Source organism: Erythrobacter sp. R86502 (assembly GCF_042466465.1).
GTDB lineage: Bacteria > Pseudomonadota > Alphaproteobacteria > Sphingomonadales > Sphingomonadaceae > Erythrobacter.
Genome location: NZ_JAXHCJ010000001.1, coordinates 79616 through 93137, shown reverse-complemented (window position 1 = coordinate 93137; position 13522 = coordinate 79616). Strand labels below are relative to the sequence as shown.

14 protein-coding genes and 1 tRNA gene are annotated in these 13522 nt (G+C 59.9%); 9 read left to right on the top strand and 6 right to left on the bottom strand.

All coding sequences use genetic code 11. The features are described from left to right. Positions 1-42 precede the first annotated feature (42 nt). Positions 43-1941 (top strand): signal peptide peptidase SppA, encoded by a 1899-nt coding sequence (gene sppA, locus SJY33_RS00430; protein WP_379920518.1) that lies wholly within the window; start codon positions 43-45, stop codon positions 1939-1941. 99 nt (positions 1942-2040) lie between these two features. After that, positions 2041-2115 (top strand) — tRNA-Val (locus tag SJY33_RS00425). Between the two features lie 110 nt (positions 2116-2225). On the opposite strand, the gene SJY33_RS00420 is transcribed toward SJY33_RS00425, so the two are convergent. Together SJY33_RS00420 and SJY33_RS00415 are read right to left on the bottom strand one after the other, a co-directional pair. Beyond that, the gene (locus tag SJY33_RS00420) at positions 2226-3323 is read right to left on the bottom strand and encodes a DNA methyltransferase (protein WP_379920517.1); all 1098 of its coding nucleotides are present in this window, start codon (positions 3321-3323) and stop codon (positions 2226-2228) included. After that, on the bottom strand, positions 3323-3535 hold the full coding sequence (locus tag SJY33_RS00415; protein WP_379920516.1) for a hypothetical protein: 213 nt from the start codon (positions 3533-3535) through the stop codon (positions 3323-3325). Before SJY33_RS00415 ends, SJY33_RS00420 begins: the two co-directional genes overlap by 1 nt. A gap of 171 nt (positions 3536-3706) precedes the next feature. On the opposite strand from SJY33_RS00415, the gene SJY33_RS00410 reads away from it, so the two are divergent. From SJY33_RS00410 to SJY33_RS00395, 4 genes are all read left to right on the top strand, one after another. Then, complete coding sequence (locus SJY33_RS00410) at positions 3707-4084, top strand: hypothetical protein (protein WP_379920515.1); 378 nt, start codon at positions 3707-3709, stop codon at positions 4082-4084. Positions 4085-4289: 205 nt separating this feature from the next. Next, entirely contained in the window at positions 4290-4859 is a 570-nt protein-coding gene (locus tag SJY33_RS00405; protein ID WP_379920514.1) for a hypothetical protein, read from the top strand. 125 nt (positions 4860-4984) lie between these two features. After that, positions 4985-5146 carry an excisionase family DNA-binding protein gene (locus tag SJY33_RS00400; RefSeq protein ID WP_379920513.1) on the top strand — a complete coding sequence of 54 codons (162 nt, stop codon included), beginning with the start codon at positions 4985-4987 and terminating at the stop codon, positions 5144-5146. After that, positions 5143-6816 carry an AAA family ATPase gene (locus SJY33_RS00395; protein WP_379920512.1) on the top strand — a complete coding sequence of 558 codons (1674 nt, stop codon included), beginning with the start codon at positions 5143-5145 and terminating at the stop codon, positions 6814-6816. Before SJY33_RS00400 ends, SJY33_RS00395 begins: the two co-directional genes overlap by 4 nt. Before the next feature lie 252 nt (positions 6817-7068). Here SJY33_RS00395 and SJY33_RS00390 read toward each other — a convergent pair whose 3' ends face one another. The 4 genes from SJY33_RS00390 to SJY33_RS00375 form a co-directional block, all read right to left on the bottom strand. Beyond that, entirely contained in the window at positions 7069-7821 is a 753-nt protein-coding gene (locus SJY33_RS00390) for a hypothetical protein (RefSeq protein ID WP_379920511.1), read from the bottom strand. Next, entirely contained in the window at positions 7821-8420 is a 600-nt protein-coding gene (locus tag SJY33_RS00385) for a hypothetical protein (RefSeq protein ID WP_379920510.1), read from the bottom strand. Before SJY33_RS00385 ends, SJY33_RS00390 begins: the two co-directional genes overlap by 1 nt. 80 nt (positions 8421-8500) lie before the next feature. After that, positions 8501-9028, bottom strand: a complete 528-nt coding sequence (locus SJY33_RS00380; protein ID WP_379920509.1) for a hypothetical protein — start codon at positions 9026-9028, stop codon at positions 8501-8503. Between the two features lie 337 nt (positions 9029-9365). Further along, complete coding sequence (locus tag SJY33_RS00375; RefSeq protein ID WP_379920508.1) at positions 9366-9785, bottom strand: hypothetical protein; 420 nt, start codon at positions 9783-9785, stop codon at positions 9366-9368. On the opposite strand from SJY33_RS00375, the gene SJY33_RS00370 reads away from it, so the two are divergent. From SJY33_RS00370 to SJY33_RS00360, 3 genes are read left to right on the top strand one after another with little or no spacing between them, the layout of a single operon-like run. After that, on the top strand, positions 9778-11904 hold the full coding sequence (locus SJY33_RS00370) for a S8 family serine peptidase (RefSeq protein WP_379920507.1): 2127 nt from the start codon (positions 9778-9780) through the stop codon (positions 11902-11904). The genes SJY33_RS00375 and SJY33_RS00370 overlap by 8 nt on opposite strands. Next, a complete protein-coding gene (locus SJY33_RS00365; protein WP_379920506.1) occupies positions 11901-12815 on the top strand; it encodes a hypothetical protein in 915 nt (304 codons plus the stop codon). Before SJY33_RS00370 ends, SJY33_RS00365 begins: the two co-directional genes overlap by 4 nt. A 25-nt stretch (positions 12816-12840) precedes the next feature. Then, entirely contained in the window at positions 12841-13515 is a 675-nt protein-coding gene (locus SJY33_RS00360) for a hypothetical protein (RefSeq protein WP_379920505.1), read from the top strand. Positions 13516-13522: the final 7 nt, after the last annotated feature.

Genomic DNA, 13522 nt, shown 5'->3' with positions numbered 1-13522 from the left:
AAAGCCCCTAGATCGGCTCGGACGATAAAAAGGGACGATTGCATGAGTTTTGTTGGCAAGGTCTGGAAGGTCCTGGTGGGGATCAAGGACGGGCTTGTGCTCCTGTTCATGCTGCTGTTCTTCGTGTTGCTGTTCGGCATCCTGTCGGCGCGCCCCAACCCCGGACAGGTGCGCGAAGGTGCGCTGCTGATTGCGCTGGAAGGCGTGGTGGTGGAAGAAAAGTCGGTCCTCGACCCGATCGGGGCACTGCTCTCAGGCACAGCGCCTATGGGGGAATACCGTGCCCGTGACATCGTGCGAGCGCTGGATGCGGCCGCGGGGGATGACCGGATCAAGGCTGTCGTGCTTGATCTGACGATTTTCCTTGGCGGGGGTCAGGTGCACCTGACCGAAATCGGCGAAGCCATGGATCGCCTGCGCAAGGCAAACAAGCCGGTGCTGACCTATGGCATCGGTTATGCCGACGATCACATGCTGCTTGCTGCCCACGCCAGCGAAGTTTGGCTTGACCCGCAGGGACTGGCCGTGATTTCCGGCCCTGGAGGCAATCAGCTGTATTTTGCCGAACTGCTGGAAAAGCTCAGCATCAACGCGCGGGTCTACCGCGTCGGTGCGTTCAAATCAGCGGTAGAACCCTATTCACGCTCTTCGATGTCGGATGAAGCGCGGGAAAATCTTGCCGGATTGTACGGCGCAATTTGGGAAGAATGGCAGGCTAATGTCAGCAAGGCGCGGCCCAAGCTCGCCCTTGCCCGCGTGACCAGCGATCCTGCCGCCTGGATCGAGGGCGCAAACGGCGATCTGGCGCGCGCGGCGCTGAATGCTGGCTTGGTTGACAGGCTGGGCGACAGAACACAGTTCGGGGCCCGTGTCGCGCAAATGGCGGGCAAGGACCCGTGGAGCGAATTGCCCGGCACCTATGCCTCCAGCGAGCTTGATGCTTTTCTTGCCGATCTGGGCACCGAACGCAGCGGCAAGGCCATTGGCGTTGTGACCATCGCAGGCGAAATCGTCGATGGCGACGCTGGCCCGGGAACCGCGGGTGGCAGGCGTATTGCCGACCTGCTTGATGACGCGCTTGATGATGATCTGGCCGCGCTGGTTGTCCGGGTGGATTCGCCCGGCGGATCGGCCACTGCTTCGGAAGAAATACGCCGCGCCATTCAACGCCACCGCGATCGCAAGATTCCGGTCGCGGTGTCCTTTGCCAATATCGCGGCAAGCGGCGGCTATTGGGTCAGCACTTCGAGCGACCGGATCTTTGCCGAACCGGGCACAATTACCGGATCGATCGGTGTGTTCGCAGTAATCCCGACATTCGAACAAGCCGCCGCCAGACTGGGCGTCAATGCCGATGGTTTCCAGACGACCCCGCTATCGGGCCAGCCTGACCTTATCGCGGGATTTACCCCGGCGATGGACACGTTGCTGCAATCGTCCATCGGCGGCACCTATAGCGATTTCATAAAGCTGGTCGCCAAGAACCGGGGCATGTCCGCCGAACGGGTTGAAGCGATTGCGCAGGGGCGTGTGTGGGATGGCGGTACCGCGCGGCAAAACGGTCTTGTCGACGAATTTGGTGGGCTTGACGAAGCGCTGGCTTGGGCCGCTGCCAAGGCTGGCCTCGAGGATGGTGGCTGGCACGCCGTGCATCTAGGCGCACAGAGCGACAATTACGATTTGCTGATTCGCCAGCTGGCCACCAGTCAGGCCGCGCGCGTGCCTGCGGTCAACAACGGCGATCTGTTCGCCATGACGGCAGCACGCAGTGCAAACCTCGGCACGCGGCTTGCGAAGGATGCTGACCGATTGCTGGGAACACGCGGCGTTCAGGCCTATTGCACCGAGTGCCCCGCACCTCTGGCGATGACAAAGCCGATGTCGGTGCGCAGGCAGCCTGAAGGGCTGTTTGGATTGCTGACATGGCTCGTTACGCGCTGAGCCATCGCGGATTCGCAGGAAATGGCGCCACCAACGCTTGCCAAGTCGGCAAGGCCGGATTAAAGGCGCCCCCCTGTCCGGGCCTCACGGCCCCTGGCCGGGCGCGTAGCTCAGCGGTAGAGCACACCCTTCACACGGGTGGGGTCACAGGTTCAATCCCTGTCGCGCCCACCATCTTTTCAATGACTTGGAAGAGATGGTGCCGGTTTCCATGGAAAAAACATGAAAAACGCGGTGTGGGCTGCCACCCGTTACCGGCGAATGAACTGGCTCTCAGAACGAGCTCAACTGGATTCCTCGCGATAGGCGCTGAAGATGTCCCGACCGCCGGCCTCAAGCAGAAGCCACGCAGCGTGGAACAGAACAGACCATCCGATTTCCGCTAGTACATAGGACGTTTGTCGCCCAAGCCTGATACGACCTTGCTTGATCCGCGCCTTCAATTCCGTCGAAGAAATTTGCCATCGACCTTGGTCTTTGTTTCGACGGATGGGCAATATAGCTTCAAGACCGCCTATCTCAGGTGCTTCGTCGACGCCCAAAGGTAACGCCTCATCTACAGCGACAATCTTCTTGGTCAGTGGGTCAGCATAAATGGGGTAGAACATTGACTCCCGATCAGCTCGTGCAGCTTCAGAGCCACGACGCATCATGGATGTCCAATCAGGCTCAATCCTCCGAATGCCTTGCTCGGCAAAGCCCTCCTCCTCCAAAGGCGCGATCACCTTTGATGTTCCACTAACGATTGACGATGGTGACCATTCGTTGCTCAAACGGATTCGCTGCGGCGCGGCGTCGCCAAGCATCACAAAGAACAGATATTCATCCGCTCGACGGAAGCCACCCGCAACCGAAACGCCCTTTGGGTTTATGATACTTGACACCATCTGCATCCGCGCATCTGGAAATATTTGGTTCAAGAGCAAGCCGAAACGGAGATATTCGCGCGCATCAATCGTAACGATCAATATAGAACGCCTGTGATTCAACAACTCCCTAGCAATTAGAAGCCGTCGCTCAATCATTGCGAGCCATTTTGAATGTCGATAAGCGTCGTCCTTTTCGACATACGAATTATTATATTTCCAATCAGTTGCACCAGAATTGTAGGGTGGATCGATATAGATCGCATCCACCTTGCCGCGATGGGTGAAGGTCAGCGCCTCCAGCGCGTGGAAATTCTCGCCATTAATCACGGTGTGAAACGGCTTGTCCCCGCCGCGCTCAACCTTCCCGGTGCTAACAAGGCCGGGATAGATGTAGTCTCGAAACTCGGCGACCACGCACAAATCGGCAACCAGTGCGTCGACCTGCTCCGGCTCATCGGTGTAAATCAAGGAAAGGCTGGCCGCGCGCTCAGCGCCCTTGCCAGCAAGGCTCATCACCTTCCAAAGCCGCGGATCGGGCGACCGGGAAGCTCGACATTCTCCGGGCGGTGCCGCTCAAAGTTGAGGCCAAACGCGCGGCGCGAAGACAGCGCTCGAAACTCCCGCTCCAGCTCCCGCCCCAGATCGGCATCCTTGGCCTTGGCCTTGGCAATCAGATCAGTCAGGCGCGACGTGGCACACCGCACGCTCGAAGCTGGATCAGACACACAAACGGAATTTTGGGCACTTAGAAGGCTCCCCTGCTAGGCCGCGCTCCTAACAGGAAAATAGGCGCGGCTGGAAGGCTTTATCGGCCACTTTCAAGCCGGCGATTTTTCCTAAGCTCGGCTCTTGTGTGTGTTCCGCAATCGCCGCACAAGGCTCGGACGGAGGTTTCAATGCAAACCGTATTCCGCTCTGTTGATGATCGCCCAGTTATCGAATTTACTGATGGGCTGGCATTTGTTTGGCGAGACGCTGAAGCCGGATGGTTGCCTGAGGACGGCGCTTGGGCCGAAGCGCGTGGGCTGTTCGGCAAAGAAGGTTCAACAATGTCGGTGGCTGCCTTCGTAGCGAAATTTCCTCACGCTGACCTATCGGTTATGCCTGAGATTGCGCGAACGTCCGCTTCCCCGCCACCTGAGAACAAGTCGCCAGCCTCGGCTATAATGAGCAAAGTTTTCGATAGGCAGTCGGAAGTGGCGAGGACGGAGACAGAGAAGGCCTACAAACGGGCACTGGCAGCCGATGCGCAAGCCAAAAGCCAACTTCGCTGAGCAACTGCAAAATTTGTGAAACCGGGGCGAAGGACTTGTCCTCTCTCTGCTCGATGGGTTGTCGACCGGTCGCCAACAGGCTCGGTGCTGAGCGGAAATCGCCATCGCGACGTTATCATACACTGTGCATCCGCTGCAGCGTCTACCCTAGTTAACCAGAAATTTAGGCAATCTGCGTCTACCTCGCCGGATGGCAAAGCGAACTATGATCTCCCCTGGCGAAGCATGCAGGTTAGTCAGCGTCAAATTTGACACGCGGAAGACCGCACAGTCCTTTCTCCTGAACTATGCTGGAGTTGGAAGCATCTACGTGCATGCAATCAACACACTTGAAAAGTCCGGAAAGGAGGCTTCCAACAAGCAGATATCGAGAACCATTTTCCAAAGGCAAAGAGGGACTATTGCGCCCTCATTCTGGAGCTCTGGACAGTGGGTGTATGGACGCACCACCTTCACTGGGATCCAGTTCGATAGGGATGACGTCCTCAAGGTCGCGGCCAGCCATGCGCCCGGATTTACGCGGGATCCGGCACGTGATCCAATACCCGGCAGCGGTCGGGATTCAGGAAAGCACGGGGAGCCCATAGCTACGATTGCGCTCCGCTATATAGACAGGCCAAGCGCCGAGATCGCTCGGATCACCGCAACATCGCTTCGCGACGAACTGGCTGCCGAATACAAACGCATCGGGAAGTCTGCGCCAGCGCCCAAGAACATGGATGGGATTTGCGCGGGCATACTCAGAGCCATCAAGACCAAGCAATCTGAAGCCTGAAACCCGCAGAAAACCTAATTCCGCCGCTTTCCCGGAGGTTTCGCTGGGAAGTAAACGCCTGATCTGGCGCGCATCTCACCGACCGTTCGCAACTCACTGTGAGTCGCGTCAACGGGAAGTGAAAAATGGAATTGATTACGATAAGTGAAACCATGCGGCGCCTGTCACTGGGCCGCACGAAAGTCTACGAACTGCTCGCAGACGGAACCCTGCAATCCATCAAAATTGGGAGATCCCGGCGCATTCTCGTGCAGAGCGTCGACGCGTTCGTGGGAGGTGCAGCATGAGCGTCCCCGCAACCGCAAGCCACCTTGGCTTCCGCGTAAAGAACGGCCAGCGCGTGGTGGCCACGTTCTACTTTCACGATGAAAAGGGCCGCATACGTTATCGCAAGCACCGTATCGAACCGGGCGAGAACGGAAGATCAAAGTCGTTCATTTATGACTCTCCGGACGTCAGCGGCGGGTGGAAAATCGGCAAGGGCGAAAAGGGCCTTCCTTACAGGTTGCCCGACCTGCTGCAGGCGCCTGATGGTGGAGCAATTTACATGACCGAGGGAGAGGCAAAAGCCGACAAGCTCGCCAAGTGGGGTTTAACGGCCACCTCGTTCAAAGATTGGCGTCCAGAGTATGCGCGCCTTGTCAGAGGCCGGGTGGTTTACATCTTACGCGACAATGACGAGCCCGGGCGCAGGCAGGCCGAAAAGGCGTACAGTGTGCTTCTGGCTTCCGGCGCATTTCCGAAAATCGTCGACCTTCCAGGGCTCCCCCACGGTGGCGACATCATCGACTGGCGTGGCAGCCGCAGGGACCTTGGCAACATTGTGAAGAAGGTCGCAGGCCCGGACAAGAATCCAGAGGGTTCTCCCGCTCCTTCGCCTGGCTCCGGTGGCTTCGAGTTCGTGCACGCCAGCGAGCTCAGGTTCACCCCGCCCGAGTTCGTGGTCGATGGCCTACTGGAGACCGACACGCTGGGCTTGGGCTTCGGGGCTCCCGGGTCGGCAAAATCATTTCTGTTCGTCGACATGGCGCTAAGCGTTTCAACAGGAACAGACTTCCACAACCGCAAGGTGAAGCAGGGCATGGTGTTTTACATTGCGGGTGAAGGGCACAACGGTCTTGGCCGCCGCTTCCAGGCGTGGAGCCGTCACCGCGGTGTGCCATTAGGCGATGCCCAATGTTTCGTCTCGAAGCGTTCTGCACAGTTCCTCGATGCATCGAGTGCCAAGGCCGTCGCGGCGAGCATCGCCGAGCTCGCGTCGCTTCACGGGCCTCCAGTGTTGATTATCATCGACACTCTGGCGAGGAACTTCGGGCCCGGAGACGAAAACAGCAACACCGAAATGGGCAAGTTCGTTGCAACGATTGACCGATTGCGTGCGAGGTTTCCCGGCTGCACAGTCTTGATTGTCCACCACTGTGGGCATTCGGCCAAGGACCGGTCTAGGGGAGCAATCGCGCTCCCAGGAGCCCTCGACTGCGAGTATCGCGTGGAAAAGGTCAAAAACTTGGTGACCTTGGTGAACACCAAAATGAAGGATGCGCCTCAGCCTCCGCCACTGGCCTTCACGCTTGAGGGTGTGGACATCGGCAACGGTGCCTCCAGTGCTGTGCTTGTCGAAACAAAGGCGCCGCCGCCAATGTCCCAAGCATCCTCGAACCACAGGTGGGCGCGGGAAACCTACATCCGCGCGGCAGTCGCAGGCACCTCATGGTCCCTTGGTGATAACGCTGGCCTGCACGTCGATGAATGGCGAGAGCGATTCAACGCCATGCATACAGCGGATAGCCCCGCCGCGAAGCGCCAGGCGTTTAGTCGCGCCCGGAGAGAGCTTCAGTCCGAAGGCGTAATCTCAGTAGAGGATGACATCTACATCTGGCACGATCCGGAGGTCGTGGACGCGATCAACTTACAGAGAAACTTGCGATTCGCCAATGAGGAGGGACCGCAACGCTGATACAATCGCCCGCGGTTCGGTGAAACGTGTGACACGTGTGACAGGTCTTATAGACCTGTCACACGTGTCACGGCATTTTCACCGCCGGTCACCTGATCGGGGGTCGTCGCGACGGCTTAAGCCCGGTTGATGTTGAAGTTCCTCCCGCTGGATACGCGAGCCTGTACCACAGTTCAGGCTGGCTGATAGGTTTGGGTTCTTTGAATACTTGGCGCGCCCCCGATGATCCCGAGGCCGCGCCACAATATAGCATCAGGCGGCGTTGCTATACTGGGCGGAAATCTCCCCTTCGAGATGGCGCTGATATCGGACGAGCTGTTCGGCTAGCCCGTGCTCCGGTCGCCGCCTCAGGAAGGCCGCGATCTGCGCGACCGCGGCCGTATGATAACGGATCCCATCGCGCCCTTGGGCTTCGCACCACGCGAACCAGGTAAGCGCCAGCAACAGCGTATCCAGTTCGACATGGTGCCGAAGCTGCTCCCATTGCTCAGCGCTCGTCGGCTTTATCGGCGAGGCTTTTGCGGCGATGAGCGCTGGTGGGATGACCAAGCGCAGGCAGACCTGCGAGAGGTGCGACCAGGATTTGCCCGCGCCTTTGATCAGCAGGCCAAGATCGATATGGGACCGGTCCCACGGAGTGTGCTTGGCCTGTAACTGGGACGGCAAGACGATCCCGTGGCGCATGGCTGCCAATACGACGACAGGGATATCAACGCTCACCCCGCCGAAGGTCAGCACCTTGTGCTTCGGCCGGCGCCGGATGAAATCGAGCGCCTGTTCGACCAGGGCTCCCTCGTCAGGCCAGTCGGCGAGCGTCCAGCTTGCCAGCGTTCCGATGGCGATCTCGCCGCTTGTTCCGATGGTAAATTCCAGCGCGGCGGCTGCGGTGACAGTTTTGATGGCGACAGCTTTGCGGCTGGACTTGGGATCGATCTGGCGGTGCATCTCGAACAGAGCCTCGTCAGTGCGGAATTCGAGGTCGAAGGCGATGTAGGACTGGGTCATTAGAAGATCTCCGAGGGGCCGAATGCGCCGAGGGGGCGTGCGCGCTGCAATGCCACCCAAGCCTGATATGCTGCGGCGAGCCGGGTGCGCTCGTGCATGTTTGGGCTCGAGAAATGGTGGACGAGGTAGAGGGCCTGGGCCTCCGCATCGCAGCAACGGGCCTGCTCCGCGGTAGTGTCGCCCCTGCCCGCGCGGCGGATGCCGTATTGCCGCGCCACGGCTGCCATCGCTTCCTCGGGCACCGTGACAGACCGCACGTTGGCATCTGGCCTGATAGCGGCCAAGACCTGCGCATCGGTGTGCACGGGCATGGGCCACCCCCGCGATAGATGGCGAACAAGCCCGCGCGGCAGTCGAGGTGCCCGCATGATGACCCGCGCGCCCGGCGGGATCATGGCAGCGATGTGCTCGATCGCAGCCTGACGCGACAGCGCAGGCAAGACGACGGCCGTGCGGACGTCGAAGGTGGTGGATTTCTCGTCATCGGTGACGACGAAGGCACTGGCGGCCACTGCCCGGCTGGCAGGGGCCAGTTCGGTGCAATCGCGCACGATGGACAGCGCGCAGGTGACGACTGGTGGGAAGTCAAAGGTATCCATGACTATTTTCCTGGTACGATTGCGGCGGCGTCCCCGTGTGGAGACGCCGCCGCTGGAAGGGATGGCTGGATGACGGAGGTTCAGGCGGCTGCTGCTGCGTGACCCCGCTTGGGACGGAGCTGGATACCGGGATAAGCGGCCTCTTCCTCGGGACCGTAATCGAGCAGCTTGGGCATCTCAGCCGCCGCGCGCAGGATGCCTGCTTCGCATTTCGCTGCTGACGGCATGGCGGCCGGGCGTAGCTGACCGCCAACGAGGTGCCACGCTTTGCCAAGACGCTGGCTGACCAGCAGCACAGGCTGACCCTGTTTGAGGCGTGCCGGTTCGACATTGTATGCAGTCGCACAGGAAGCGTCGGCGACGACCAGGACGAGGGAGCGGACGAGTTCGCCCGACGAGCGCCTTTTAGTCACACCAACGAGCAGATCCTGCTTCATCGTCACAGCCGATCGCATAACCAGCTCGAGCAGATCGTCACCCTCGTCATACATGATCGCGCCAACAGCGAAGGGCGCGTTTTTGATTGGTGGCGATGGCAAATCCATCAGGCGCGCGAGTACGGTCGCCAGCCCCCGGTGTAGGGCCACGACATCAAGTTCGGTATTCATCTTTATCTCCTTGCAGGCGATCCGCCGGAAAGGCTTTTCCCCTCCGCTTCTCAGATCACTGCCTGCCTCCCCCCTCAGAACTTCGCTGCGCGTCGCGGTCGAGAGCGAGGACAACGCTGCAGCTGGATCGCGGCTACTGTGCCACCCTGCTAACTCGGCACCACGGCGGTTTGGCCTAGTCTGCTTCAGCCGATGACGCTCGCTAACGACGACGGCACGGCGACAACAGCGCTGACCTCAGTTAAGTACAATCCCTATATAAATCAGAATCTTGCCCAGCTGTTAACCTCAATTGTGAACGAGGTGTCATTCATTGGCCTGCAACTGAGACGGACGTTTACAGAAGGTTGCGAAAGATGCGGATGAGCAGGCTTGGAAGATCGACGGGCTTTTTGATGTGCGGCGCTGCCAGCATCACACTGGCTGCCTGTGGTGGTGGCAGCAGTGGGGGTGGCGGCCCGGTTTCTGTTGGGCCCCCGCCAACAGGCCCGATTGCTGGGCCAGCCCCCTCACCTACTCCGACACCTACGCCAACGCCGGCACCAACGCCAACACCAACACCCACCCCGGCGCCGACCCCGGCTCCAACGCCCACTCCAACGCCGACCCCGGCTCCAACGCCGACCCCAACCCCTGCTCCCACTCCAACCCCTACGCCGGCTCCGACGCCTACCCCGGCACCAACGCCGACGCCCGCCCCGTGCACGCTTTCCGATCCGTGCGCTCCGGTGTTGCCGCCGTCGGGATATGTGATCACGCCGAAGGATCAGCAGCCGATCCGTTCGTCGAACGATACCGTCGAGTTCCGTCGCAACTACAACGCGACCGAATTCGTCAATGCGCTCTACGCGATCGACAACGGATGGACAGGTAAGGGTGTTGCTGTCGGCGTCATCGACAACGGTGCACGCGGAACAGCTGCTGAAGATCTCAACGGGGCCATCGATCCGCGTTCGCGTGACTTTGGTCAGGTGATCACTGGCGGCGTCCGCGCTGATCGCAATGTCATCGGCGATGAAAACTCGAACCACGGCAATTCAGTCAGCCAGATCATCGCAGGTCGTCGCAACGACCTGGGTGCCATGGGCTATGCGCCTGAAGCGAACATCGTCGTACTTCGCGTCGACGATTACAATGCAGACACGAAGGTGCAGACCTACGTATGGGACGTGCGAGCTTTGGACTATGCGACCGAAATCGGCCTCAAGGTCGTGAACCGTTCGCTCGGTAGTACCGGCCCGCGTACTGATCTACAAGCCGCGGTTCAAAAGTTCGGCGCTCAGGGTGGCCTGCTGATCAACTCGGCAGGTAACAACGAGGGCACAAACCCTGAAGACGCTGTCAACGTCACCTCTGCAAACCGCTCGGCATGGCTGTTTGTGGTGGCTCTCGATCCAGCGTTCGAAGAGCGGTATACCATCGCCGAATATTCCAACCATTGTGGCACCATGATGGATATCTGCGTAACAGCTCCGGGCACGAACATTGTGACGCGCCCTGGTTCGCCCTTCGCAGGTGGGATCGCTCCTTTCGGCGGCACCAGCTCGGCGGCGCCGGTGGCAACCGCTCTTGCGGCAACCATTCTGCAAAAGTGGCCGCAGCTGACCGGTCAGCAGGCAGGTGAGATCATTCTCAACACTGCCCGCGATATCGGAAAGCCTGGCGTCGATCCGGTGTTCGGTCGGGGTCTGATCGACTTCCGGGCGGCGCTCTCGCCGGTCAATCCGACGCTGAACAATGGTTCGCAGTCGCTGTCGATCGACAATGCCGTCATGGTCGTTGGCAATGCTTTCGGCGGAACTGCCAAGGGTGCGGAGTGCGTGAACTGCGATACCTCAATCAGCACTGCACTGAGCAATATCACGGTGCTCGATGCATACGGCCGCGACTTCAACGGCTCGTTTGCCTCGATGGTCGTGCGTCCAGATAACGCTGCAGCCAGCGGACACTGGCTGCGTCGCCGAATGGAAGCCCAGGCAAGCGCAGGAACCGCCGGCTGGCTGGGCCCGGGATCGAGTGCAACACTCGGCTTCGCCAGCCTGCCGACGATCCACCGCAATGCGGACGGAAGCGAAGTGCGCACCACCATGCTCACCAATGCCAACTTCCGCATGAACATCGGTGGTAACACCTCGGTGGTTGCAGGCTTCAACTCGACCGACGATGTCCAGCGCGACATCATGGGCCTGGCGCCCACGTCGGACGCGATGTTTGCCTACTCGCCGCTGGCTCAGACGAACATCGGTCTGAACCACAAAATCGGCAAGGGAAGCCTGGCCGTTATGGCCTATGCCGGCAATCAGGCGGATACCCGCACAATCGGCACCGTGGTGCGCTGGCAGAGCAAGGCTGGCACGCTCAAGGTGGGCGTGCTGGACGAAACCGGCGCGGTGTTCGGCACTCCGGTGGGTGCAGGCGCCCTGCGGTTCGGCGATGGGGCGACCACCCTGTTCACCGAGGTCGCTTCCGGCTTCGATGCCGGCGCCTGGAGCTTCGACGGCTATGCCAGCCTTGGCGCTACTCGCCTCAAGGTCGGCAGCGACATGCTGATCACCGATGCGGACACTTTCACCAGTGCACGCTTCGGCTTCAATGTCGGCCGGCAGGTGTTCCGCGGACGGGCAACCCTGGGTCTTGCCCAAGAGCTGGTCGCGCTGAATGCTCAGGCTACCTACACGGTCGGCAACGGTTACGACCTTGCCAATCGCAGCCTGACCTTCGGTCAGCGTCAGGTCGACTTCTCGGGTGAGATCAGCCCGCGACTGACGTTTGGCTACGAACAGCAGGGTGAACGCTCGGCGCTGCGCCTCGGCACCAGCGCTGATGGTGCGGCCCGCGATGTCCGTGCGGTCGGCACGTGGACGATCCGCTGGTGAGCGCGCTTCGCGTCAAGGCAAAACGCATCGGCACGTGCGGGATTGCGGGTTTTGCTCTCTGGCTCACATCGCCCGGCATGGCGCAGGACGAGACCGAGACATACTTGCCCACCCCGATCCCTGACGCGATTCGTGCTGCGATCTTGGCTGAGGCGAGCGTGGAAGATGCAGTCGCTTGGGCGCCAGTCGGGGACAGCGGTTATTATGTCAGCTATCTGCGCGGCCCAGGCCATTGCGGCTCTGGCGGATGCCGAGCGCGGGTCTGGCGGATGGAAGGTAACAAGGCGAAGGAGGTCGGCCACCTTTCGGTCGGTCACTTGCCGTTGGCCGCTTTGTGGGATGGTCCGGAAAGCGTTCCGGCGTTGGCTGTGACCGTGTCCGACAGGACCTTGCCCGAAGGCACGATGATCTCGTCAATATTCGCTGACGACACGTATGGGGAACCTGCGTGGGATTATCCGCTGCCCGCCGGCTCGGGCGACATTATTCTATCTGAAACCAGTTTAACGCCTGTCGAGACTTTACTCGGGCGGGGCAACGCGCGCGACCAAGCTGGCTTCGGCATTCTGCCCGGCAGCTCGGGTAATTTTTGCACCGGCTTCATCGGCAAGAAGCAAGCATTCACATGGGACTTCGGCGACCCAGTGGCTACAATCCGGTTCAACGGAAAGATCCGGTATCCGAAGGTACCGCAAAAATTCCTGTCGCCGCCGGCTGACGCAAGTTCCGAGTTCGATGACACCCAGTGGCTCGCCGACGACCTTGCAATCCAAGTGTACGAAATTGCACCTGTATCAGGGGGTGTTGCTGGACCTGAAAGCGATGCGTTCACGGTGCACACTGTGTCGTTTACGGGTGTGGGGGAGCGGTATTTCGACCGGGTCGAGATGAAAATCCATTGCGGTTCGTGAGGAGGAAATCAGAGAAATGATGAGGATGAAAGCCACTACTGCCGTTGCCTTGGCTATCGCTGCGTGTGCGACACCATTTGTCGCCACTACCACTCTGGCGCAGCCATCGGCGTCTGCCGCTCAAAAGGGCGATCCACGTCAATTCGATATTGCTGGCGTCATGATTGGCATGAGCCCGGTGGAGGCTCGTGCAGCGCTCAAGGCCCGTGGCTATGCCGTGGGCGCCGACAATACGGACAAATCAGATTATCATGCCTTGCTAACGAAGAAACTGCGAGAGCGTGAGCCGTCGCTTCCTTATGCAAGTGAGGGTATCCATATCCGACACTTCTCTGGCGAAGGACCTGCGGGCGAACAGGTTATCGTGAGCTTTAGTGAGACGCCGTCCGGTAATCGAGTGAGCGAGGTTAGCCTCTCTTTGAATTCAAATCGGATCGACGCATCAAGAATGCGAGGTGATGTCATGGCAAAATATGGCAAGCCAACAATCGCGCGCGACAGTCTTGGGTCGACGTGGTGGTGCCGCTCCTCGGAAACCCGCTGCGATCGGGTAGGCTATACCGATACTGTTCTGGAGTTTAGCGACGTGGCCGGTGTCACACTAAGGCTGGTAGACGACAACCGTATGCGGCGCGAAACCGATACCGCGATCGCTGCAGAGGTGGAGCGCCGGTACCCTCGGCGAGCAGCAAATTTCTGAAAGTGCT

What these genes read in the sequence shown, in the direction of transcription:
- sppA (WP_379920518.1), top strand. Translation starts at nt 43, where the DNA reads ATGAGTTTTGTTGGCAAGGTCTGGAAGGTCCTGGTGGGGATCAAGGAC.
- SJY33_RS00420 (WP_379920517.1), bottom strand. Translation starts at nt 3,323, where the DNA reads ATGAGCCTTGCTGGCAAGGGCGCTGAGCGCGCGGCCAGCCTTTCCTTG.
- SJY33_RS00410 (WP_379920515.1), top strand. Translation starts at nt 3,707, where the DNA reads ATGCAAACCGTATTCCGCTCTGTTGATGATCGCCCAGTTATCGAATTT.
- SJY33_RS00405 (WP_379920514.1), top strand. Translation starts at nt 4,290, where the DNA reads ATGATCTCCCCTGGCGAAGCATGCAGGTTAGTCAGCGTCAAATTTGAC.
- SJY33_RS00400 (WP_379920513.1), top strand. Translation starts at nt 4,985, where the DNA reads ATGGAATTGATTACGATAAGTGAAACCATGCGGCGCCTGTCACTGGGC.
- SJY33_RS00395 (WP_379920512.1), top strand. Translation starts at nt 5,143, where the DNA reads ATGAGCGTCCCCGCAACCGCAAGCCACCTTGGCTTCCGCGTAAAGAAC.
- SJY33_RS00390 (WP_379920511.1), bottom strand. Translation starts at nt 7,821, where the DNA reads ATGACCCAGTCCTACATCGCCTTCGACCTCGAATTCCGCACTGACGAG.
- SJY33_RS00385 (WP_379920510.1), bottom strand. Translation starts at nt 8,420, where the DNA reads ATGGATACCTTTGACTTCCCACCAGTCGTCACCTGCGCGCTGTCCATC.
- SJY33_RS00380 (WP_379920509.1), bottom strand. Translation starts at nt 9,028, where the DNA reads ATGAATACCGAACTTGATGTCGTGGCCCTACACCGGGGGCTGGCGACC.
- SJY33_RS00360 (WP_379920505.1), top strand. Translation starts at nt 12,841, where the DNA reads ATGAAAGCCACTACTGCCGTTGCCTTGGCTATCGCTGCGTGTGCGACA.